Source organism: Caproicibacterium sp. BJN0003, assembly GCF_026314295.1.
Classification (GTDB): Bacteria; Bacillota; Clostridia; order Oscillospirales; family Acutalibacteraceae; genus Caproicibacterium.
In genome coordinates this window covers 493,569-514,675 of sequence record NZ_CP111108.1, presented here as the reverse complement: position 1 = coordinate 514,675, position 21,107 = coordinate 493,569, and the positions used below count along the sequence as shown (strand labels likewise).

The 21,107-nt window shown below is 42.2% G+C and carries 21 protein-coding genes, 1 tRNA gene and 2 riboswitches; of the genes, 13 read left to right on the top strand and 9 right to left on the bottom strand.

What is annotated here, in order from left to right; all coding sequences use genetic code 11:
• The first annotated feature begins 23 nt into the window (after positions 1-23).
• Positions 24-602 (top strand): hypothetical protein, encoded by a 579-nt coding sequence (locus OP489_RS02480; protein ID WP_266162798.1) that lies wholly within the window; start codon positions 24-26, stop codon positions 600-602.
• A 45-nt stretch (positions 603-647) separates the two neighbouring features.
• Here OP489_RS02480 and OP489_RS02475 read toward each other — a convergent pair whose 3' ends face one another.
• From OP489_RS02475 to pflA, 3 genes are all read right to left on the bottom strand, one after another.
• On the bottom strand, positions 648-1,067 hold the full coding sequence (locus tag OP489_RS02475) for a YjdF family protein (RefSeq protein WP_266162797.1): 420 nt from the start codon (positions 1,065-1,067) through the stop codon (positions 648-650).
• Between the two features lie 165 nt (positions 1,068-1,232).
• Complete coding sequence (gene pflB, locus OP489_RS02470) at positions 1,233-3,464, bottom strand: formate C-acetyltransferase (RefSeq protein WP_266162796.1); 2,232 nt, start codon at positions 3,462-3,464, stop codon at positions 1,233-1,235.
• A 1-nt stretch (position 3,465) separates the two neighbouring features.
• Positions 3,466-4,194, bottom strand: a complete 729-nt coding sequence (gene pflA / locus OP489_RS02465; protein ID WP_266162795.1) for a pyruvate formate-lyase-activating protein — start codon at positions 4,192-4,194, stop codon at positions 3,466-3,468.
• Between the two features lie 55 nt (positions 4,195-4,249).
• A riboswitch (ZMP/ZTP riboswitch) is annotated at positions 4,250-4,328 on the bottom strand.
• Positions 4,329-4,451: 123 nt separating this feature from the next.
• On the opposite strand from pflA, the gene OP489_RS02460 reads away from it, so the two are divergent.
• Positions 4,452-4,528 (top strand) — tRNA-Arg (locus OP489_RS02460).
• A 103-nt stretch (positions 4,529-4,631) separates the two neighbouring features.
• On the top strand, positions 4,632-5,099 hold the full coding sequence (locus tag OP489_RS02455; RefSeq protein WP_266162794.1) for a VOC family protein: 468 nt from the start codon (positions 4,632-4,634) through the stop codon (positions 5,097-5,099).
• 105 nt (positions 5,100-5,204) lie between these two features.
• On the opposite strand, the gene OP489_RS02450 is transcribed toward OP489_RS02455, so the two are convergent.
• Complete coding sequence (locus OP489_RS02450; RefSeq protein ID WP_266162793.1) at positions 5,205-6,773, bottom strand: diguanylate cyclase; 1,569 nt, start codon at positions 6,771-6,773, stop codon at positions 5,205-5,207.
• A 719-nt stretch (positions 6,774-7,492) separates the two neighbouring features.
• On the opposite strand from OP489_RS02450, the gene OP489_RS02445 reads away from it, so the two are divergent.
• From OP489_RS02445 to OP489_RS02410, 8 genes are all read left to right on the top strand, one after another.
• A complete protein-coding gene (locus tag OP489_RS02445; RefSeq protein ID WP_266162792.1) occupies positions 7,493-8,206 on the top strand; it encodes a transglutaminase domain-containing protein in 714 nt (237 codons plus the stop codon).
• A 44-nt stretch (positions 8,207-8,250) separates the two neighbouring features.
• On the top strand, positions 8,251-9,297 hold the full coding sequence (locus OP489_RS02440) for a type II secretion system F family protein (protein WP_266162791.1): 1,047 nt from the start codon (positions 8,251-8,253) through the stop codon (positions 9,295-9,297).
• Positions 9,298-9,315: 18 nt separating this feature from the next.
• Positions 9,316-9,633, top strand: a complete 318-nt coding sequence (locus tag OP489_RS02435) for a hypothetical protein (RefSeq protein ID WP_266162790.1) — start codon at positions 9,316-9,318, stop codon at positions 9,631-9,633.
• A gap of 39 nt (positions 9,634-9,672) precedes the next feature.
• Complete coding sequence (locus OP489_RS02430) at positions 9,673-10,152, top strand: DUF4860 domain-containing protein (protein ID WP_266162789.1); 480 nt, start codon at positions 9,673-9,675, stop codon at positions 10,150-10,152.
• A complete protein-coding gene (locus OP489_RS02425) occupies positions 10,149-10,589 on the top strand; it encodes a hypothetical protein (RefSeq protein WP_266162788.1) in 441 nt (146 codons plus the stop codon). Before OP489_RS02430 ends, OP489_RS02425 begins: the two co-directional genes overlap by 4 nt.
• Positions 10,586-11,083 (top strand): hypothetical protein, encoded by a 498-nt coding sequence (locus OP489_RS02420; RefSeq protein ID WP_266162787.1) that lies wholly within the window; start codon positions 10,586-10,588, stop codon positions 11,081-11,083. Before OP489_RS02425 ends, OP489_RS02420 begins: the two co-directional genes overlap by 4 nt.
• A 4-nt stretch (positions 11,084-11,087) precedes the next feature.
• Positions 11,088-12,164, top strand: coding sequence for a type IV pilus twitching motility protein PilT (locus OP489_RS02415; protein ID WP_266162786.1), 1,077 nt, complete (start codon positions 11,088-11,090; stop codon positions 12,162-12,164).
• 612 nt (positions 12,165-12,776) lie between these two features.
• A riboswitch (THF riboswitch) is annotated at positions 12,777-12,877 on the top strand.
• 53 nt (positions 12,878-12,930) lie between these two features.
• On the top strand, positions 12,931-13,443 hold the full coding sequence (locus OP489_RS02410) for a folate family ECF transporter S component (RefSeq protein WP_266162785.1): 513 nt from the start codon (positions 12,931-12,933) through the stop codon (positions 13,441-13,443).
• Between the two features lie 50 nt (positions 13,444-13,493).
• Here the strand turns inward: OP489_RS02410 and OP489_RS02405 are convergent, their stop codons facing one another.
• The 3 genes from OP489_RS02405 to OP489_RS02395 are packed head-to-tail and all read right to left on the bottom strand — an operon-like array spanning position 13,494 to position 16,739.
• Positions 13,494-14,792, bottom strand: a complete 1,299-nt coding sequence (locus OP489_RS02405) for an amidohydrolase (RefSeq protein ID WP_266162784.1) — start codon at positions 14,790-14,792, stop codon at positions 13,494-13,496.
• Positions 14,793-14,805: 13 nt separating this feature from the next.
• Positions 14,806-15,885, bottom strand: a complete 1,080-nt coding sequence (mtnA, locus tag OP489_RS02400; protein ID WP_266162783.1) for an S-methyl-5-thioribose-1-phosphate isomerase — start codon at positions 15,883-15,885, stop codon at positions 14,806-14,808.
• A gap of 14 nt (positions 15,886-15,899) precedes the next feature.
• Positions 15,900-16,739 carry a purine-nucleoside phosphorylase gene (locus OP489_RS02395; protein ID WP_266162782.1) on the bottom strand — a complete coding sequence of 280 codons (840 nt, stop codon included), beginning with the start codon at positions 16,737-16,739 and terminating at the stop codon, positions 15,900-15,902.
• Between the two features lie 131 nt (positions 16,740-16,870).
• Here OP489_RS02395 and OP489_RS02390 point away from each other — a divergent pair, with 131 nt between their 5' ends.
• Positions 16,871-17,521 carry a class II aldolase/adducin family protein gene (locus OP489_RS02390; RefSeq protein WP_266162781.1) on the top strand — a complete coding sequence of 217 codons (651 nt, stop codon included), beginning with the start codon at positions 16,871-16,873 and terminating at the stop codon, positions 17,519-17,521.
• Positions 17,522-17,525: 4 nt separating this feature from the next.
• On the opposite strand, the gene OP489_RS02385 is transcribed toward OP489_RS02390, so the two are convergent.
• Positions 17,526-18,920 carry an MATE family efflux transporter gene (locus OP489_RS02385; RefSeq protein WP_266162780.1) on the bottom strand — a complete coding sequence of 465 codons (1,395 nt, stop codon included), beginning with the start codon at positions 18,918-18,920 and terminating at the stop codon, positions 17,526-17,528.
• Positions 18,921-18,973: 53 nt separating this feature from the next.
• Between OP489_RS02385 and OP489_RS02380 the strand changes: the two genes are divergently transcribed.
• Positions 18,974-19,681, top strand: a complete 708-nt coding sequence (locus OP489_RS02380; protein ID WP_266162779.1) for a hypothetical protein — start codon at positions 18,974-18,976, stop codon at positions 19,679-19,681.
• 50 nt (positions 19,682-19,731) lie between these two features.
• On the opposite strand, the gene OP489_RS02375 is transcribed toward OP489_RS02380, so the two are convergent.
• Positions 19,732-20,886, bottom strand: coding sequence for a phosphopentomutase (locus OP489_RS02375; protein ID WP_266162778.1), 1,155 nt, complete (start codon positions 20,884-20,886; stop codon positions 19,732-19,734).
• Positions 20,887-21,107: the final 221 nt, after the last annotated feature.

The window sequence follows — 21,107 nt, the reverse complement described above, 5'->3', positions numbered from 1 at the left end:
GACAACTTTATGGGGGTATTTTTATGAATAAGAGTCGATCAAACAATCTTTTGTATCTGGTTTTTTCCGGACTTCTATGCGGAATCAGCATTATGATTCCAATGGTATTTCCTAAAGTCGTAATTGAACCGATGTCCTTTACGCTAGCGAGTCACGTTCCGACCTTTCTGGCAATCTTTATTTCGCCAGCCGTTGCAATCGCTACCTGTATTGCTTCTGCAATTGGATTTTTCATCACGACTTCTCCAGTGATCGCTATGCGTGCACTTTCGCATATTGGGTTTGTACTGGTAGGCTGCCTTATCCTGAAAAAGAAAAGTGACGTTCTGCAAAAGCCATCTTCCGCTATGGGCTTCGGTTTCGCGCTGTCTTTAGTACATGCCCTCTGCGAAACTCTCGTCGTAACTGCCTTCTATTTTGGCGGCGCAATGACTGGAAAATGGTATGCAAATGGCTTCTTATTTTCGGTCATTCTGCTGGTGGGCGGCGGCACCATTCTTCACAGCATGGTGGACTTCACCATCGCGGTTGCAGTCTGGAAACCAGTTCAAAATTTTATCTCGATCCCGGTAGCCGCTTCTATGAAAAAGAAAGTCGCCTAAAAATTCTTCTGATCAACCCGATCAAACAAAAAAGCACAAAGGCTTTTAATGGCCTTTGTGCTTTTCTTTTGCTTTTTCTCTGTGAAGTTCGTAGCGACGATCTTTTTCTTCTTCACGCCGTTCGCGGGAGTTTTCTTTTCGAACCAGTTTGTTCTGTTCCTGAAAAAGTTTGAGTGCCTGCTGTGCTTTAGTCCCGATTCCAGTATTCCCAACCTGCCGATGAATCAGGCGCTGCATCCGCTTTGGATTAATTCTCTCTGCGTCAGATTTCTCCGTTTGAACCGCCAGACTAAAACGTAGCCTTTTCCAATTTTTACACAGAAACGCATACACTTGATAGTCCTTGGGTTCCGCCCCGAAAGTGATCTTACAAACTTCGTACCGTCTATCTTCCCACCGTTCATAAAGCGCGATCCAAAACGGATCTTCGAACAGAACCGTAACAGAAGTACGGATTGTTCCCACGATAATTCCTCCTTTTTGACCGTTTGCCTGATAAAGAACGGACAACCAAGGAGGCAGGTTACTGACAGCATCTCTGCTGCTTCCGGACTACCAACCGGAACGTGTTTTTATCTTTATCTGATTTCTAATTATATTCCGAAAAGAATGACTGTCAAGAGCAATTCCTTACATGGATTCATGGAACGTACGGGCGACGACTTCCAGCTGCTGCTCTCTGGAAAGGCGGTTAAAGTTGACCGCATATCCGGAAACGCGGATGGTCAGAGTCGGATATTTGTCCGGATGATCCATTGCATCCAGTAAAGTCTCTCTATTAAGTACATTCACATTCAGATGATGTGCACCCTGTGCAAAATACCCACCTAAAATAAATACCAAATTATTTTGGCGCTGGGTCTCATCTTTTCCCAAAGCATTCGGGACAATCGAGAATGTATTGGAAACGCCGTCCTGGCAGATATTGCGATAAGGTAGCTTTGCAACAGAGTTTAAAGAAGCCAGAGCGCCTGATTGATCTCTTCCGTGCATCGGATTTGCGCCTGGCGCCAAAGGCTGTCCGGCTTTTCTGCCATCCGGTGTCGTCCCGGTCTTTTTGCCATACATAACATTACTGGTAATCGTCAGCGCAGAAAGCGTATGAATCGCACCCCTGTAAAGCGGATGCTTCTTAAGCTCTGTACTAAACGTTGTCATGACATTGACCGCAAGATCGTCTACGCAGTCATCATCATTTCCGTATTTGGGAAAATCCCCTTCGGTCACAAAGTCCACTGCGATTCCGTTTTCATCACGAATTGGCTTTACTTTTGCAAATTTAATTGCAGAAAGGCTATCCGCAGCAACCGAAAGGCCTGCTACACCAAAAGCCATCAGACGCTCTACTTTTGTATCATGCAAAGCCATCTGGCTTGCTTCGTAAGCATACTTATCGTGCATAAAATGAATGATGTTATTGGCATCCGTATAAAGCTGAGCATCATATTCCAGCACTTTTTGATAGCTTTTCCAAACCTTATCATAATCGAGAATCTCGTCCGTCATCGGCTCAATTCCCGGCACAACCAATGTTCCCTTTTTCTCATCGATTCCGCCGTTAATCGCATAGAGCAAAGACTTGGCAAGGTTGCAGCGTGCACCGAAAAACTGCATCTGTTTGCCCATGCGCATAGCGGAAACGCAGCATGCAATTCCATAGTCGTCTCCGTAGATTGGACGCATAATATCGTCATTTTCATATTGAATGGAATCTGTTTCAATAGAAACCTCTGCGCAGTAATTCTTCCATGTCTGCGGCAGATGTTCGCTCCAAAGAACGGTCAGATTCGGTTCCGGCGCAGTACCGAGATTTTTAAGCGTATGCAGATAACGAAAAGAGTTTTTGGTGACCAACGGCTTCCCGTTTACACCGACGCCGCCAAGCGATTCTGTAATCCACGTCGGATCGCCGCCGAAAAGCTCATTATATTCCGGGGTACGCAGATGGCGCACCAGACGAAGCTTGATGATAAACTGGTCAATCAGCTCTTGAGCGCCCTCTTCATCCAAAAGTCCGTTCTGCAGATCACGTTCAATATAAATATCGAGGAAAGTAGAGGTGCGGCCTAGAGAAGTTGCAGCACCATTATTTTCTTTTACGCCCGCTAAGTATCCCATATAAACCGCCTGCACGGCTTCTCTGGCGTTGGAAGCAGGCTTTGTCAAATCAATCCCATAGCCTACACCCATTTTTGCAATCTCTTTTAAAGCCCTAACCTGCATGCTGACTTCTTCCCGCAAACGAATTCTCTCATCATCCATCGGGCCATCCAGCTCGTCGAGATCTTTTTCTTTTTCGCTGATCAGGAAATCAATCCCATAAAGCGCCATCCGGCGATAATCTCCAATAATTCTGCCGCGTCCATAAGCATCCGGAAGCCCAGTAAGCAATCCTGCGTGGCGCGCCGTTCTTACCCTTTGGGGATAAGCATCAAAAACGCCCTCGTTATGGGTTTTGCGGTATTCTGAAAAATGACGTTCAATTTCCGGATTAAGCTTATATCCATACTGCTCAAGGCTCTGTTCCGCCATGCGCATTCCGCCATAAAGATTCACCATTCTTTTGAGCGGAGCATCTGTCTGAAGCCCGACGATCACTTCATTTTCGCGGTCAATATAGCCGGGTTCAAAATTGTTGATGCCGGAAATCCGTTCCGTTTCAACATCAAGGACGCCGCCTTTTTTCATTTCTTCCTGTAAAAGTGTGGTGCATTTTCCCCAGACTTTCTGAGTCTTTTCGGTAGGCCCTTTTAAGAAGCTTTCGTCTCCCTCATAAAGGGTATAATTCTTCTGAATAAAATTGCGAACATCAATTGTATTCTGCCAGTTTCCTTCATGGAAACCTTCCCAAGCTTTCTGCATTTTAAATTCCTCCTGAAAAGTTCTGAAAATATTTTTTCTGGTCTTCTTCCAATACATTGGGATCCATAGCAGGAACCCCGTTTAAGGAATAGGGAATCCCCATCGTCTCATATTTGCTGACTCCCAGCAAATGGTACGGCAAAAGTTCCACCTGTTTCACATTTGGCACCTGTTCCAAAATGAATTGACGCAGTTCTTTTAAATGTTCCTGCGAATCCGTCAGTCCCGGCACCACTACATGGCGCACCCATACTGGTGTTCCGCTTTTTTGTACCGCTCTTAAAAAGCGATTTGTTTCGTCCCAGCTTTGACCTGTCATACTTTGATACTTTTCCGATGTAATCTCTTTTACATCATAAAGAATTAAATCGGTATTCTTTAAAATTGCCTCATAATTCCCCATTCCGCAGCCGGCTGTATCCAAACAAGTATGGATTCCCGCCTCTTTGCAAAGGAAAAGCATTTCCTCAAGAAACTGTGGCTGCATCAAAGGTTCTCCGCCGGAAAAAGTCACTCCGCCGCCGCTTCGTTCAAAATATGGACGATAGCGCAAAAGCATTTTTAAAAGTTCCTGCGGTGACATTTGTGTGCCGCCTAATAAGTCCCATGTATCCGGATTATGACAAAATCTGCACCGCAGTCGGCACCCCTGCATAAACACGACTACACGAATTCCCGGGCCGTCTACTAATCCCATGCTCTCAATCGAATGGATTCGAGCAAGCGTCATCTCTCTGCTCCTTCCTTTTCCGGACAAACGCAAATAAAAATACCGATCATCCGGGTATTTACGCCCAGACGGTCGGCATTTTCCGATCATACTCCATGTGGTTATTCCCACTTCCGTCAGTCATATGATCTTTATGGTTTCAGTATACTATATCTTGACGAAAAAAGTCAACCACTAAAAATTTTTCTGCATGTTTCACAAGAAAACAACTTGCCAGAGAAAGAGCCCTGTGATATAATAACAAGCGTTGTCAATCTGCGTCCGTAGCTCAGTTGGATAGAGCGTTCGGCTCCGACCCGGAAGGCCGCTGGTTCGAATCCAGTCGGGCGCACCACAAAAATCCATGTGTAAGGGATTAAACCTGCACATGGATTTTTTCGTCTCGTTTGTTATGTTATATTGAATTTATTTAAAAATCTGCGCTGGAGGATATGAGGATGAAATATACCTGCACGTTAATCGCGGTAAAAGACATGGAAAAAGCAAAGCAATTTTACCACGATGTTTTAGGATTAGAAGTTGTTTCTGATTTTGGAGCAAATGTCACTCTGACAGGCGGTATCGCATTGCAGACTGTTGATACTTGGAGAAATTTCATTCATAAGCAAGAGAAAGAAATTGTCTTTGGAAACAATGCTTGTGAGTTATATTTTGAAGAGGATGACATGGACGGCTTTATTAAAAAATTAAACAGTATCAAAAGCATTCTATATGTTCACCCACTCCTTGAACATTCATGGGGCCAACGAGTCGTTCGTTTCTATGATTTGGATAAACATATCATTGAAGTCGGTGAGAACATGAATATGGTCGTTAAGAGATTCATAAACACTGGACTTTCAATTGAAGAAACAGCTATTCGTATGGATGTCCCCATTGATTATGTAAAATCGTGTTTTGCATAAAAATAGAAATTTTAGACCTTTGTAATCGCACAAAAAGGCATGACCTTACTGATTCGTAAACGTCATGCCTTTTTGTTTCTTTGATACAGACTGATCAATCCATGCTTATTCGATACTGCTCTTTTGATGGTACATTTGCGCATCACTTTCTAAAATCAATGCGTCAATGCTCTTATTCGTCCCATCTGTCTGCGCAATTCCAATACTGATTGTAATATTTTTGCGGAACTTTTCGTCTGAAACAATGTTCTTATAAAACGCATTTCTTTCAATTTTCGCTAACTGGCGTGCCCGCCGATTCATTTCAGAAATATCATATTCGCCACAAAGAACAGCTATAAATTCATCTCCGCCCATACGTGCAACCAGCCCATCCGGAAATACTTTTTGAATCTGCTTTGCAGTAACAGAGAGCACATAATCGCCATACTGATGGCCATAAGTATCGTTAATCAATTTAAAATGATCCAGATCCATATAAAAAAGTGTCATTGGTTCTCCATAATGATCTTTCATATAATTATAAAAATAACGGCGATTATAAACCTGCGTCAAAGGATCCGTATTAGCCAGCTTTATAATTTTGTTTTCGTAAGAACGCTCTACCGTAATATCGGTAAAAAGGCAATAATATCCAGATACATAGCCAAATGCATCTATAATCTCCCGTTCAATCAATTCAAAAATCAAACGCTGATTTTCACGCTGAAAAACGACCTCTTCCACTTTTGTTTTTTTATGATCACGCTTTTTTAAATAAACATTCTGAAATGTTGAAGTTTTCCACACTTTATAATCCAACACAGAATCTGAAGCCCCAAATACAGCTTTAAAATTCTGGTTGGTTCGGACAACATTCCATTGCTTATCACAGATTGCAAGCGGAAATGGAAAATTCTCAATTAAGATTTCCAGTTCCACTCCAATATTGCTAAAGTCGGTCATATCGTGTGCAACTCCAACAGTTCCCATGATAGAGCCGTCAATATCAAACAATGGCGATTTAAAAGTACGAAGCTGTTTTAATCCGTCCTTTGTTTTAACAGCTTCTTCAGAAATACATGTCTGCCTTTTTTGCATCACGGCATTATCAGACTTCTGACAAGCATATTCCCCAGTTTTGTACTCTTCCGGCGGAAGATCCCAGATATAGCAGTGTCCTTTCCCCTTAATCTGTTCTTTTGTCTTATGTACGGTCTTGCAGAACTGGGAGTTTACAATCATATGGGTACCGGCAATATTTTTATACCAAACCATTTCCGGCATGCTATCAATCGTTACCGTCAGGAGGTTCTGATACAGCCACGCGTCATATTTATATCGTGTCTCTTTGATCCGGTTGACAAAATAAAACTGAAGCATCTTTTCAGAAGATGATTTTTCCCAGATTCCGTCTACTAAAAACAACGTTTCTTCATTAAGTTGTAATAATTCTTTTTCTTGCCCATAAAAAATCGAAGTAACATTTTTTTGTTTAAAAGCACGAATTTCCGATAGTAGAGATACCCGATCAATAATAATAAGACTCATCCCCTCATTAAAATTAATCTCGGAAATTTTTTGACATGTTAGAAATCCGCAGGTAACATCTTTTTCCAATGGCACCTTCCGCAAGCAAGATTCCAATTCTAAGGAATCACTAAAAATATATACCGTTAAATGTAATCCATTCATAAGCATGATCACCCCCATAGGATTAAACAACTCTGTTGTTATAATTCAAAATTCTAAAATTAAAACGCATAAAAGCTTTTTCGTTTCTATTAATTATAATAGCATAAATTATACTTAATTTCAACTAAAATATTTTTAAATTTGTTTAGTTTAATCAAAGAAATAATAATTATTATTGTTTTATAAACAGCAACAAATTAGCCTTAACTAAAAGGCAACTGCCTTTTATAAAATCTTAATTTTAAACCCGCCCACGGAATCAATTTATTTAGGCCTGAAGATTTTTGAATAGATGAATGGTAAAACTTTACTTTATGATTGAATATGCTATCATAAAAAAGGAATTTATAATGATTAAATTGCCATGCCACATGGAAGCAGCCATCATTTTCTATTTTTGACTGTTCTGGGGAGGAGGGCTATTCATTAAATCTCGAAAAGATATGACTCACTTCAAACAAAGCAAACCGAGCCATTTATTTAAAATATCTTCTTATCATTTTGTTCTTAAAATGATTTGTCTCCTCTTTTTCTGTACTATCTTTTTTTGCAGCTGTGGAGATTCCTCAAATCTCAATGCAAAAAATTCTCCTGCTTCAACTATAGTCGGAGCCACTTCCTTTCCGATTCAGAATCTTCCAAAAGTTTCTGCAACGAATCAGGTAATTCAAGAAAACAATGCCGCCTTAGATATTGGAAATATCTCGCAGGGATATTTTTTGGCCTCCTATTCTGGTGATCAGACAAAGCGGGCTAAATTGCGCGTCGTAAAAGACGATCAAACGTATTACTATGATTTGGTCTATGGAAAAACAGATGCATTTCCGCTTTCTCTCGGAAACGGAACTTACGAAGCGACCATTTTTCAGCAGATTGCAGATGACCGTTATGCTGCAATTCTAACCAGTTCCTTTTCCGTAGAACTCAAAGATGAATTTTCTCCGTTTTTGGTTTCCACTCAATATATTCCCTTCTCCAGCGATAGTACCGCTGTGCAGAAAGCGTACGAGCTCTCCTCTGATTGTCATTCAGATGCGGAGGTTCTATCAAAAATATATAATTATATCAAAGACCATATCTCTTACGATAAAGAAAAGGCTGCTTCTCTAAAAATGATCTATATTCCGAATCCGGATGAGACGCTCAGCAGTCAAAAAGGAATCTGCTATGATTATGCTTCTCTTGCAGCCGTGATGTTGCGCTCAAACGGAATTCCTACCAAAATGATTTTTGGCTATGTAGGAGAAAACGATCTTTACCACGCATGGGATATGGTTTATCTGCAAAACGCCGGATGGATTTCGGTAAAATTCGAAGCGGATCCCAATGAATGGAACCGGATCGACCCCACCTTTGCAGCCAGCATGAGCAACAGCTCCCTGTCAACTTTTATCGGAGACGGTTCTCACTATACAAATCGCTATATTTATTGACTCTTAAAATAATTTTTAATATACGATACACTAGGAGGGATTTCATGCGCGCTCATAAACAAAAAGAACTTTCCCCTACTCTGCTTTCTCTCTTTTTTAACAGTCTGGGGGTTCTGCTAAAAGCGGGAATTCCAATTCAGAATTGCCTCTCCCTAATGTTGGAGGATTCCAAAGACGACAGCCTAAAAGAAATCCTCTCCAAGCTCAACGCAGAAATTCAAACAACTTTTCAGCTGCATTTTGCTATGCAGAAAATTGGCCTTTTCCCTCAATATGCGATACAGATGGTAAAAATCGGAGAAACTTCCGGGCGATTACAAACAGTTTGTGAATCTCTTGCAGATTATTACGAACAAAAAAATACCATTACTGCACAAATCAAGCATTCCATTTTAAACCCTGTAATTTTAATCTGCATAGTAAGTGCTGTGATTGCATTTCTGGTTATTAAAATTCTTCCTATTTTTAAGAACGTCTATGCACAGTTAGGCGTTTACATGGAGCAAAATTCTATGATTTTGGCTGCATTGATCATTGGAAAAGCTGCGATGATTCTCTCTTTGATTCTGCTTCTTTTCCTAGGAATCTGTGCGCTTATGACGCTGTCCCCCGGAGGAAGAAAGCAGGTGCTTCATATGATTGCTAAGATTTCAAAAGTCAAAAAAATCATTTCTGGATTTTTAGTTTCGCAGTTTTCTTCCGCACTCTCGATGCTGCTGCAAAGCGGCATGGACCCTGAACGTGCTCTGGACCTTTCCTCCAGTGTTATTCAAAATGAAATTCTGGATGATAGACTGATCAACTGCAAAAAAGATTTTAAAAATGGAACTTCTATTGCAGAGGCTTTGGCAAAAAATCAAATTTTCAGCTCATTTCATACCAGTATTCTCCTAACTTCCGCGAAAGCCGGCGCAACCGACCAAGCATTAAAAAAGCTTTCCGAAGAGATTATGGAGGATTCCATGGAATCCCTCGAAAATACAATGGGTTTGATTGAGCCCATTCTAGTTGCGGTGCTTTCAGTAATAATCGGTATCATTCTTCTTTGCATTATGTTGCCGTTAATCGGTATTCTGTCTTCTATGGGCTAAAAAAGGGGTGGTTTTCAGATGAAAAAACGCTCTTCCGGCGGATTAAAAGCTCTATTTTTGACCATCTGTCTGTTGGGAATTCTTTTTGCGTTGCTCTTTCATCATACCGGCGCTCTTTCTAAATCTCTGGAAACGCAATCTCAACAAGCAGCACAAACTGCCGTCAATCAGGCCTTGATGACCTGCTATGCGGTGGAAGGCTGCTATCCTTCCAGCACAGATTATTTGGAACAAAATTACGGATTGTATATTGACCATAAAAAATACCTAGTGGACTACCGCATATTTTCCACCAATTTAATGCCGGAAGTTCACCTAATCCCGCGCTCTACCTAAATCTTTTAAATAGGATTAATCAACAGAAAGGAGGTACCTATGCAGCATTTTATAACCGAAAAGGAACATCCGATTCCACGACTTTTGATCCCGTTTCTTCTCGTTTGCCTTTTTGCAGTCTGCACGATTATTGTGACGGTTTTGGGTCTGAAGACTTATCTGAAGATTCAGAAAGACACCGACCTTGCCTATCAAAGTCGTACAGGTGCCTCCTATCTTGCAAACCGTCTGCGTGGAACTGAAGGAGCTATCTCTCTAAAGGACAATCACACCATCCTTCTTACTGAAAATGAAAACGGCAGCACTTATGAAACGGATATTTATTTTTCTGACAATACTCTTTGGGAAAGTACCGTTCTTTCCGGAAGCGAACCAATCGACTCTGAAAAGATTGTAGAAGCTTCCGATTTTTCCGTTCATTGGATTGCTTCTGACCTTCTTTCGTTTTCCATCACCGGAACAGATGGAAAACAAGATACGCGTACTGTCTATCTTGGGAAGGAGGCTCTTAGCAGATGAAAAGCCACTCAAAATCAGTAGGTCTGCTGATCGAAATTTCCATTTCCGTTTTGTTTTTTTCCTTATTCTGTGCCATTGCGCTGCAGCTGTTTGTTCATGCAAAAACGATGAGTGAAAATTCCGTGCTTAAAACGAAGGCCATGAACTGTGCACAATCGGTTGCTGATTTATTTCGTTCTAATGAAGATTTTGATGAGCTGATCAAAGAACAATATCCAAATGCTTCTATTCTGCAAAACCAAATCGTAATCCCGTTAGACAAAGATATGCAGCCCACTTCTTCCGACTCCGACGCTTATCAGCTCACTGCCTCTCTAAACGAGGAGCAAAACGAAACCGGTATTATGAAAACCGCTCAGATTTCCGTTCATTCAGAAAGCACGTCTCTCTGTTCTTTGGAAACAAAAAAATATTTTCCTAAGGAGGCAGCTTCATGAATCGATGGAATCACAGAGAAAAAATTGGAGTGGGCACCAATATCGGGTTTGTCTCGCTGCTGATGATTTTTCTCACTCTATGTCTTACCTGCTTCTGCGTATTGGCTCTTTCAACCGCCTCAAAAGACAGCCGCCTTACAGAACGAAGTCTTGATTATACGCAAAGTTATTATCAGGCAGACGAATTCAGTCAGGAAACCCTGCAAAAACTTGATCTTGAACTTTCTACGATTAAACAAAATACCAGCGATCCTGCTCAATATTATGCACAGGCTTCAAACTTCCTGGGAACACTTGGGCAGGATGCCAAATATGAAGAAGCAGATCATACGGTTACATTGACTTATTCTATCAGCGAAAAATCCAAGTTGCTGCAAGTGATCCAAATTAATGCGCCATCCGAAAAAACGCGCTATACCGTTTTATCTACCCATACGATTTCTCTGCCCGATGATCTCTCCGGACAGTCCCAAAATCTTTGGAAAGGGAATTGATCTTATGAAAATTGAAGAACTGCTCACACAAGCTGTTACAAAATCTTGTTCTGATGTGTTTATTATTTCTCATCTGCCGGTCACATTTAAATGTAATGGGAAGTTTACCCATGCAAATAAAACGCTTCTCTCTCCGCAGGAAACAAAAGAACTGATTACTCAGATTTATGTTCTTGCAGAAAACCGAAAAATGGATTCTCTTCTGCAAACCGGAGATGATGATTTTTCGTTTTCCATTAATGGCTTAGGTCGGTTTCGGGCAAACACCTATCGTCAGCGTGGTTCTCTTGCTGCCGTGATCCGCATCATTTTCTTTCAGCTGCCGGACCCAGCGAAACTGGGCATTCCGGACCAAGTAATGAAACTAAGCGAACTAACTAGCGGGCTGGTACTTGTTACAGGCCCTGCCGGGAATGGAAAATCCACGACACTTGCCTGTTTAATCGATCGAATTAACAAAACCCGCAGCGGCCATATTATTACAATGGAAGACCCGATTGAATATATTCACCGCCATAATCAATGTATTGTCTCTCAGCGGGAGGTCGCTTCCGATACCAAAAACTATGTAACTGCTCTGCGCGCCGCACTTCGGCAAGCACCAAACGTTCTGCTTCTGGGGGAAATGCGCGATCTCGATACAATCGAAACGGCTATGACTGCCGCAGAAACCGGACAGCTGATTTTTTCCACTCTGCATACCAATAACGCCGTCAGCACAATCGACCGCATCATCGACGTTTTCCCTACCAATCAGCAGCATCAAATCCGCTTACAGCTTTCGATGGTGCTCAAGGCCGTTGTTTCACAGCAGCTTCTCCCCTCTGTCGATGGTGGGATGGTGCCAGCCTTTGAAATTATGATCTGTAATCTGGCTGTACAAAATATGATTCGCGAAGAAAAAGTTCATCAACTGGATTCTGTTATTTTCTCCGGTACTAAAGAAGGAATGATCTCAATGGATACCAGCATTTTTAATCTTTGCAAAGCTGGTAAAATCACCAAAAGGATTGCTCTGGAACGCTGTTTTGATCGAGATTCTATGGAGGCTCACCTCAAAAAAATTAACTTTTTTGTTTAAATTTTTGAAAAATTTCAAGCTCATCCAAAGTTAATTTTGAATAATTATTTAATAATTTTTCAATAACGTTTAAAATTTGTTCATAGATTAATTATTTTAAAATAATTTTGCAATTTTATTTTAAAATATTGCAAAATAAGCTTGCAATTTATAAAACGGCCTGTTATAATACAGACAAAGAAAAACAAAAGGGGTGAATCCAATGGCATAGAAAAAACGGAACGCCGTATTCCGGAAGCGGCAAAATTTTACGGGGAGTGGATTCCAATGCACCAAGTTCTTACGGGCGAAACTTCTGTATCAACAAAAATAAAGATTAAGGGATGAGTCCCATGTGCCAAAGATTCTAAAAGTTTTGGTGAAATTAAGCTGTGACTTTTAAAAGCACAGACTTATTTTGATTCATTCAGTTTCATAAAACATAAATAAAAAGGGCCAAACACAGCGAGTGAAATTTTTCACCCTATGTGTTTGGCCCTTTTCTTCGTGATTTTTTCTGTTTTTATTGAAAGTGAATTTCCTCATTCTATTAAGATTGCCCTTTTTAATTTTTTTGGGCTTTGGCTATTCCAAAAAATAAAAAAGCGTGTAGAATGAGATTGTAAATCTTTGTACAGAGTAGAAAGTACGCATAAAGTGCCGATGGACGGGAAGTTGCTGTCGGACGACGCGGTCGAAATACGACCGGATGATGTGCTTTCGCATCCGCTGTCACAAAAGAGTCTTCTCTGTTTGTGGCATCGCCGATTTCAGAGGAGGAATCAATATGAAAAATCATTCCACGCTGATCCGGCTGACTACAATCGCATTTCTTGTAGCGCTGGATATCATTCTCGGTCGGTTTTGTTCCATCAGCACCCCAATCGCCCGAATCGGGTTTGGCTTTATCCCTGCTTCTTTATTGGGCTTTCTTTTTGGCCCTTTGGTGGGTGGCCTTGGATGTGCTGTTGCAGATATCCTTGGAACTTTTCTTTTTCCGACCGGTGCTTATTTTCCCGGAATCACACTGACCAGTTTTCTCGCAGGCGCTCTTTATGGGCTGATCCTTCATAAACGCCCGATCTCTTGGCTGCGCTCCCTGACCGCCGCTTTCTGTGTCTGCACCACACAGCTGCTTCTTAACAGCTTCTGGCTTTCGATGATCACAGATACTTCCCTTGCAGCGCTGCTCTCTGTTCGCTTTATCAAGAGTGCCGTTATGGTACCAGTTATCACAATGGGCATTGAGCTTTTATATCCGCGACTGATTCCAATCGCCCAAAAGCATCTTTCTAATTAATCAAAATAAAAAGTCCCGCTCGGCTGCAAATATGCCGAATGGGACTTTTTTTATTTATTTTTTGCGGCCTGTTCTGCCATTTCTTTTTTTTCGGCGATAATTTCATTTGCTTGCTGATAAATTTTCTCCGGATCTTCTCCAATTGAAAATTTTCCATCTTCGTAAAGAATTCTTCCAGCAACCATTGTCATCTTTACATTTTGTTTACTGCCGCTGTAAACCAGATTCTTTAAAAGGTTATTCTCGGGCTGCATATTTGGCTGATGAAGATCAATCATGATTAAATCGGCCTGCTGTCCCGGAGAAAGTGTTTCACAATTTGACAGCCGCATGGCTTTTGCACCGCCTACCGTTGCCATGCGAAGAACCGTATTGGCATCCATTGCAGAGGCGTCATTCAGTGAAAGCTTCTGCAATGCCGTCGTCAAGAACATCTCTCGGAACATATCAAGGCAGTTATTGCTGGCTGGTCCGTCCGTTCCAATCGCAAGATTAATCTTTTTCTTTTCCATCTCGCACAGCGGAGCAATTCCGCTGGCAAGCTTTGCGTTGGAAGCCGGATTCGTAATGACTGAAATTCCGCGCTTTACGCAAATATCAAGATCCTGAGGCGTCATATGGACACAATGGAATCCGCCCCCGCCGAAATCGAACAAATGGAGACTATCCATAAAAGCGGTCGGCGTCATCCCGGTCCTTTTTTTACACTGCTCCACCTCAGAAACGCTCTCAGAATTATGCACATAAACCGGTGCCTCAAATTCATATGCCAATTTTGCAATCTTTTTCATACGTTCCGGAGCAGTGGTATATTCCGCGTGAAATCCCAACTGATGCGTGATTAACGGGTCAAAATGATTAAACGTCTTATGGTCTTCTGAAAGTTCTTCGGGACTGCTGGTAAAATCATTGACACTGCCGCAGAGGACCATTCGAAATCCGCTCTCAACAGCAGCCTGTGCTGCCTCTTTCGGAAAAAGATACATATCAAAGCATGCCGTAATCCCGCTTGTTAGATATTCCAGAATGGCAAGTTTAGTAAGTGGGCCAATATCTTTTTTTCGGAGCTGTGCCTCCATCGGAAACACCTGCTGATTGAGCCAATCTAAAAGCGGTAAATCATCCGCATAAGAACGCAAGAAGGTCATCGGAGAATGGGTATGCGCATTTTTGAATCCAGGCAGAATCAGATTTCCTCTGCCGTCGATCGTACGGTCAAAAGATTCTTCATCCTCTTTTTCCGGACCGACATAAGTAATTTGATCATCATTTGTCCGAAGTTCTCCGAGAAATACAGATTTTCCCTCTTCCATGGTTTCTATTTTTACATTTCGTATCCGAATTTTCATAGAGATTTCCTCCTTATCTCGCAGATTGATATTTAGAAGTTTGACATGCTTTTTTTAAACTCTCTGTAAAAGGCGGGCGGCAAATTCCGCTTTCCGTTACAATCGCAGTAATCAGCGTATGATCTGTCACATCAAACGCCGGATTATAGCATTTTACATGCTCCGGCGCCATCGGTTCCCGATACCACTTTTCACGAATTTCTTCCGGATCACGCAGTTCAATCCGAATATCATCTCCGCTCTTGCAGGAAAGATCAATGGTAGAAGTAGGTCCGAGCACATAAAAAGGAATGCCATAATGCTTTGCAAGAATTGCCACTCCGCTTGTTCCAATTTTATTGGCGACATCCCCATTTGCTGCGACTCGGTCACAACCGACAAAACAGGCATTTACCCAACCATTTTTCATCACCAGAGAAGCCATATTATCACAGATCAGCGTTACATCAATGCCCGCTTTCTGCAGTTCGTAACTCGTAAGTCGGGCTCCCTGCAAAAGAGGTCTTGTCTCATCCGAAAAGACGTGAAAATTTCTGCCCCTTTCTTTTGCGAGAAGCATCGGTCCTAACGCCGTTCCATAAAGGGAAGTTGCCAAAGGTCCTGCATTACAATGAGTCAGAAGGCCATCCCCTTCTTTAAAAAGCGAAAGTCCATATTCCGAAATAGAATGGCACATATCGATATCTTCCTGTTGAATGGCATGAGCCTCTTTCCCTAATATGGCAATAATTTCAGCAATCGATTTTTCTTGATTCTTTTCGGCAGTCTTTTCCATTCGCTTAATCGCCCAACTCAGATTAACCGCTGTTGGCCGCGAGGAATTGAGATAGGAACCAACTTCACAAAGCTTTTGAAAAAATACAGGAAAGGAATCCGCACGAATTGTCTTAGAGAGGATATAGAGTGCATATCCCGCAAAAATCCCGATCGCCGGAGCCCCCCGAACCCGAAGCTTTTGGATTGCCTCATAGCATGATTCCGGTGTTAAGAGCGTTAAAAAGCGGGTTTCATTGGGCAAAATGCTCTGGTCTAAGATCACCACTGCCGTTTCCGATTCATTCAGTGCAACATTCTCCGGATACTGAAATTTCATTTTTTCTCCTCCCATTATTTCTGCAAAACAGTCTCTCCCATAGCAGTAATCCCGGCCGTCACCAATTTTCTAAACCGGGGCGCCGCAATTTTAGCCGCCTCTCCTACTTCTTGATGAGAAAGCGGATGGTCTCCGATTCCGCACCCAAGATTCGAGATAAACGAAATCCCACAGATCTTCATTCCCATATGATTGGCAGCAACTGCCTCACAAGCGGTACTCATTCCAACCGCATCTGCACCCAAAACGCGTGCCATACGAACCTCAGCAGGACTCTCAAAATTGGGGCCGGTAAACTGAAGGTAGGTCCCTTCCCGAAGCGAAATTCCAAGATTTTCGGCTTCCTTTTTCAGAAGCTCCTGTAAATCCCGATCATAAATTTCGCTCATATCAGGGAAACGGGGACCTAGCTCGTCCGGATTCTTTCCAATCAACGGAGACGGCACAAAATCCGAAATCTGATCTTTAATCAGCATAAAATCACCCGCACAAAAATCCGGATTTACACTGCCCGCAGCATTTGTGAGAAACAGAATTTCCGCACCAAGTCGTCTCATCAAACGCGTCGGCAATACTACGTCCTGCATAGAATATCCTTCATAATAATGAACTCTTCCCTGCATCATCACGACGGGGACTTTTCCAATATGGGCAAATAAAAAGCGCCCTTTATGTCCGGGAACGGTAGACACCGGAAACCCTTCGATCTCATGATAATCGATTGTTCCCTCCATCTTTACATAATCTCCGTAATCACCTAATCCGGAACCCAGAATCAAAGCTACTTTTGGGACAAACGGAATTTTATTCTCTACGCTTTGAAAACAGCGTTCTAATTTTTGAAAAACAGTCATTACAAAAATTCATCCTTTCGCGCAAAAATATGCAGCTTTTATTAAAAAGAAATTTTCTCTCTTGTCCTTGTTTTTTGCAAACAGATTTTTTATACTGATAAAAGAGTTTATCATAAAAAAGAGGTTTTATCATGTATCCTTATCGAAAAGCATTGATTGAGGCCGGAAAAACACTTCTTCATTCCGGACTAACAGTGGAAACATGGGGAAATTTGAGTCTCCGTGATCCGGAAACTGAACTCATTTATTTAACTCCAAGCGCGATGGACTACGAAACCTGCACGGAAGAAGATATTGTTGTGCTTTTTCCGGATGGCAGAATTTCTTGCGGCACTAGAAAGCCTTCTGTCGAAAAAGATTTGCATCTCGCAATTTATCGCACCCGACCAGAAATCAATGCGGTTATTCATACACACCCGATCTATTCGACCATTTTTTCCTGTATTGGAGAACAAATTCCGCTTTTTCTTGATGAAGCCGCACAGGCGCTCAGTGCTCCAGTAAAAGTATGTCCGTATTCGCTGCCTGGAAGTAAAGAACTCGCTAAAGCCTGCGCAAATGCGCTCTCCCATGGAGAAAATGCCTGCCTTCTAAAATCACACGGCGCAGTCTGCATTGGCCGCACACAGAAAGAAGCATTCAAAGCAGCCAAAGTTCTCGAAATGACATCTGAAATTTATTGGCGTATCCGTGCAATCGGAAAGATGCCGGATCCTCTCGACCCAAATGATATTGCTGCGATGCGCCATTTTGCACTTTACAATTACGGACAGCAAAATTAAAAAATCAGCCTGCTTTTTCCGCTTTTTTTGATGGCTCGATAATCGTACCCAATTTTAATTCTTTGATCGTCTTCCCACAAACCGGAATTGCCAGCAATGCTGTACAAAAATCAGAAGCCGGCTGACAAATCTGGATTCCAAAAAGGCCAAAATGCGGCACCAGAATTGCCAGAAGCGGAAGAAAGAATAATCCCTGACGGGCAAGTGCCATAATGGTTGCACGGACAGATTGACCAATAACCTGCTGCATCATATTGCCAAGAGAAATCCACGCCAAAAGCGGCATAGCCATGCATTGCGCCTTAAGGGCCAGCGCTCCGATTTCAATAACCTGCGGATCATCTCTTCGAAACAGCATAACAATCTGTGGTGAAAATATGAAAGCCAAAACACTGAGACAGAGCATTATAATCGTTCCAATTCGCACGCAGAACCAAAATCCTTTTAAAACTCTGTCAAATTTTCTCGCGCCATAATTGAATCCACAAACCGGCTGAAATCCCTGGCCGAAACCGATAACAGCTGAGCCGGTAAAGTTTGAAATACGCATGACAATGGACATAGCAGCGATTGCAGCATCTCCATAGGCCCCCGCCGCAAAATTAAGGCAGATCGTTGCAATACTTGCAAGGCTTTGACGGCAAAGGGACGGGAACCCGCCCTGAAAAATACCCTTTAGATACTTGGCGTTGGGGGTAAAATTACGGAAATGAATCCGCAGATTTCCCTTTTGGAAAGTTCCTGCTACCAAAAGTGCGCAGCTGACCGCCTGACTCATCATCGTTGCAAAACCCGCTCCTCCGATTCCCATATGAAATACAAAAATACAAAGCGGATCAAGCCCGACATTTAGAATTCCACCGGTCATGATCCCGATCATGGAATAAAGTGCACGTCCTTGAAAGCGCAGCTGGTTATTTAAGGTAAGAGAAGCTACCATCCACGGTGTACCAATCAAAATATACTTCAAATACTCGCAGGCATATGGAAGAATGGTTTCGGTAGAACCAAGCGCCCATGCAAGTGATTTCAAAAAAATGAGTCCTAACGTCCCGACAATTGCTCCGCAGATCGCTGCGGAAAAGACGCCGGTTGTCACCATTCTAGATGCATCATCGAGATCTTTTGCCCCCAGCCGCCTGGAAATATAACTGCCTGAACCCTGTCCAAAGAAGAATCCCAGTGCCTGAATGATCGCCATCATTGAGAATGCAACTCCAACCGCTCCCGTTGCACTGGTCCCAATTTGTCCAACAAAATAGGTATCAGCCATATTATAGACACTTGTAACCAGCATACTGCAAATTGTCGGTACCGCTAATTTGCAGATTAAGCGGTCTACTGGTGTCTTTGTCATTAGATCAAACTTTTCTTCCTGTGTTCCTGCCTGTACCCCCATATGTATTACCCTCCGTTATTTCATTCACTCTCCAACTGAAAGGAGTTTTCTCCATGAACATGATACGAATCCACCGCAAAGATGGTTCTTTTTCTTTTTTTGGAAACCAAGCCTGGCTCAAAAGCTCCCCCCTTATCTCTCAAAGGCGGGCTGATATCCTCAGCAAATCAGGCTGTGGGCTTGTTTCTATGGGAGATTTTCTCCTATTGCTGACTAAAAATGGTCTTTTGCCTGAAACCCCTCTTACCAAAAAAGTTTCCTTTATTAAAAATGATTGGATTGAAGAAAAAGAGTATCTCTCTTTTTTACTGCTGCTGTATCGACTTTATCTTCCCATTTTTCCAAAAATCGGCATCCAAAGTCCCATGCTTTCTCACGCAATCAATCACTATGCTGAATGTTACAATTTTTCTCTTCACACGCATTGGGAAACCACACAAACTGCTTTTTTTAAAGCTCTCGAAAAGCTTCTCAAAGAAGGCTGTCCCTCTATTGTCGAAGTCGGCCAAAATTTCCCCAATCCGTTTGGGGGACATTCCATCCCCTTCTATTCCTTTAAAAATGGTAATTTTATCCCATTTGATCGGCTTTGTTCCCACTATCTGCTATTTCTCGGCGATCAAATCATCTCTCCAAAAGGTCATTTTCTGCACGCAGCCTCGTGGGGAAAAGAAGGATATTTTTGTCTGGAAGAATTTTTGCAATATAATCGCCGCTACAGTGGATTTTGGTTTGGAAATATCATGTCTTACTCCCTTTAGAAAATAAGGAAGTCCCGCTTTTAAAATAATCAGCGGGATTTTTTTCTTTCTTATTTAAGAAACGAAGTTCCTGCCAGCAGTGATCCGCAGCCCAAGAATTTCGTGACAGTCGCACCGATATCGGCATAAGTCTCCCGAATACCAAGATTCGTATTTGCAGGTACAGATGTACCCACTGCCAAAATCGGGATATATTCTCTCGTGTGGTCGGTTCCCTTCCACGTTGGATCACAGCCGTGATCTGCAGTGATGATCAGAAGGTCATGATCATTCATTTTCGCACGAATTTCCGGCAAACGATGATCAAATGCCATCAGCGCATCTGCATATCCCTGCACATCGCGGCGATGGCCGTATTTCATATCGTAGTCCACAAGATTGGTGTAAATCAACCCTTCCTCATAGCGTCCCATCATCTGCAGCGTTTTTTCGATTCCATCTGCATTATCAACCGTATGAACACTTTCGGTAAAACCACGACCCGCAAAAATATCGGAAATTTTTCCAACAGCAATGCTGGGCAGTCCAGACTTCTTCACAAGATCTGGCACCGTTATCCCCATTGGCTCCAAAGAAAAATCACGACGATTAGAAGTTCTCACAAAATGTCCCGGCTCCCCGATAAATGGGCGTGCAATGATTCTGCCGACGCCGAGCGGTCCCTGCATCATCTCACGCGCAATTTTACAGATAGAATATAATTCCGAAAGCGGAATCACTTTTTCGTGTGCCGCAATTTGCAGGACGCTATCCGCAGAAGTATAGACGATCAGTTTTCCGGTTTTTAACTGCTCAGTTCCCAGCTCTTCAATAATAGCCGTACCAGAATCCGCCTTATTTCCTAAGATGCCGCGTCCGCAGGCTTTCTCAAACGCTTCGATAAAATCGCTTGGAAAACCGTTTGGAAAAGTCGGGAATTTTTGTTTTGTAATCACACCGGCCATTTCCCAATGCCCCGCTGTGGTATCTTTGCCGGCGGACTGCTCTTCTGCTCTGCCAAAAGCACCCTCTGCCGGCAGATCATTTCTCAGGTGAGGGGTCGGAAAAAACTTTCCCAATCCCATTTTTTCAAGATTCGGCAAAGAAAAGTTTTTTGCATTCTGTGCAATGTGCAAAAGTGTATTAGCGCCTTCATCTCCATAATCTGCAGCGTCCGGTAAAGAACCCGCTCCAAAACTATCTAAAACGATCCAGATTGCCCTCATTTTGGGTTCCTCCTTCTGAATATTTTTCTTTTCTTCTAATTATCGCATTGTTGATGAATTTTTTCAAGAGAAAGACGAATTCTCAAACGAATCCTCCAAAAATACTATAAAAACCGATTCTTTCAAAAAAATCTTTCTTTTTCTCTTCCCAAATCAAGAAAAATTCGATATAATAAGTTTTGGACAATTATCATGATAGCATGATAAAGTGAAAAAGTGAA

Excerpts from the sequence above, each read along its gene's own strand:
- pflA (WP_266162795.1), bottom strand. The coding sequence starts at position 4,194 with ATGACGCTTGCTCGAATCCATTCGATTGAGAGCATGGGATTAGTAGAC.
- OP489_RS02430 (WP_266162789.1), top strand. The coding sequence starts at position 9,673 with ATGCAGCATTTTATAACCGAAAAGGAACATCCGATTCCACGACTTTTG.
- mtnA (WP_266162783.1), bottom strand. The coding sequence starts at position 15,885 with ATGAAATTTCAGTATCCGGAGAATGTTGCACTGAATGAATCGGAAACG.
- OP489_RS02385 (WP_266162780.1), bottom strand. The coding sequence starts at position 18,920 with ATGGGGGTACAGGCAGGAACACAGGAAGAAAAGTTTGATCTAATGACA.
- OP489_RS02420 (WP_266162787.1), top strand. The coding sequence starts at position 10,586 with ATGAATCGATGGAATCACAGAGAAAAAATTGGAGTGGGCACCAATATC.
- OP489_RS02405 (WP_266162784.1), bottom strand. The coding sequence starts at position 14,792 with ATGAAAATTCGGATACGAAATGTAAAAATAGAAACCATGGAAGAGGGA.
- OP489_RS02415 (WP_266162786.1), top strand. The coding sequence starts at position 11,088 with ATGAAAATTGAAGAACTGCTCACACAAGCTGTTACAAAATCTTGTTCT.
- OP489_RS02450 (WP_266162793.1), bottom strand. The coding sequence starts at position 6,773 with ATGAATGGATTACATTTAACGGTATATATTTTTAGTGATTCCTTAGAA.
- OP489_RS02435 (WP_266162790.1), top strand. The coding sequence starts at position 9,316 with ATGAAAAAACGCTCTTCCGGCGGATTAAAAGCTCTATTTTTGACCATC.
- OP489_RS02455 (WP_266162794.1), top strand. The coding sequence starts at position 4,632 with ATGAAATATACCTGCACGTTAATCGCGGTAAAAGACATGGAAAAAGCA.
- OP489_RS02390 (WP_266162781.1), top strand. The coding sequence starts at position 16,871 with ATGTATCCTTATCGAAAAGCATTGATTGAGGCCGGAAAAACACTTCTT.
- OP489_RS02410 (WP_266162785.1), top strand. The coding sequence starts at position 12,931 with ATGAAAAATCATTCCACGCTGATCCGGCTGACTACAATCGCATTTCTT.
- OP489_RS02380 (WP_266162779.1), top strand. The coding sequence starts at position 18,974 with ATGAACATGATACGAATCCACCGCAAAGATGGTTCTTTTTCTTTTTTT.
- OP489_RS02375 (WP_266162778.1), bottom strand. The coding sequence starts at position 20,886 with ATGAGGGCAATCTGGATCGTTTTAGATAGTTTTGGAGCGGGTTCTTTA.
- pflB (WP_266162796.1), bottom strand. The coding sequence starts at position 3,464 with ATGCAGAAAGCTTGGGAAGGTTTCCATGAAGGAAACTGGCAGAATACA.
- OP489_RS02425 (WP_266162788.1), top strand. The coding sequence starts at position 10,149 with ATGAAAAGCCACTCAAAATCAGTAGGTCTGCTGATCGAAATTTCCATT.
- OP489_RS02480 (WP_266162798.1), top strand. The coding sequence starts at position 24 with ATGAATAAGAGTCGATCAAACAATCTTTTGTATCTGGTTTTTTCCGGA.
- OP489_RS02440 (WP_266162791.1), top strand. The coding sequence starts at position 8,251 with ATGCGCGCTCATAAACAAAAAGAACTTTCCCCTACTCTGCTTTCTCTC.
- OP489_RS02395 (WP_266162782.1), bottom strand. The coding sequence starts at position 16,739 with ATGACTGTTTTTCAAAAATTAGAACGCTGTTTTCAAAGCGTAGAGAAT.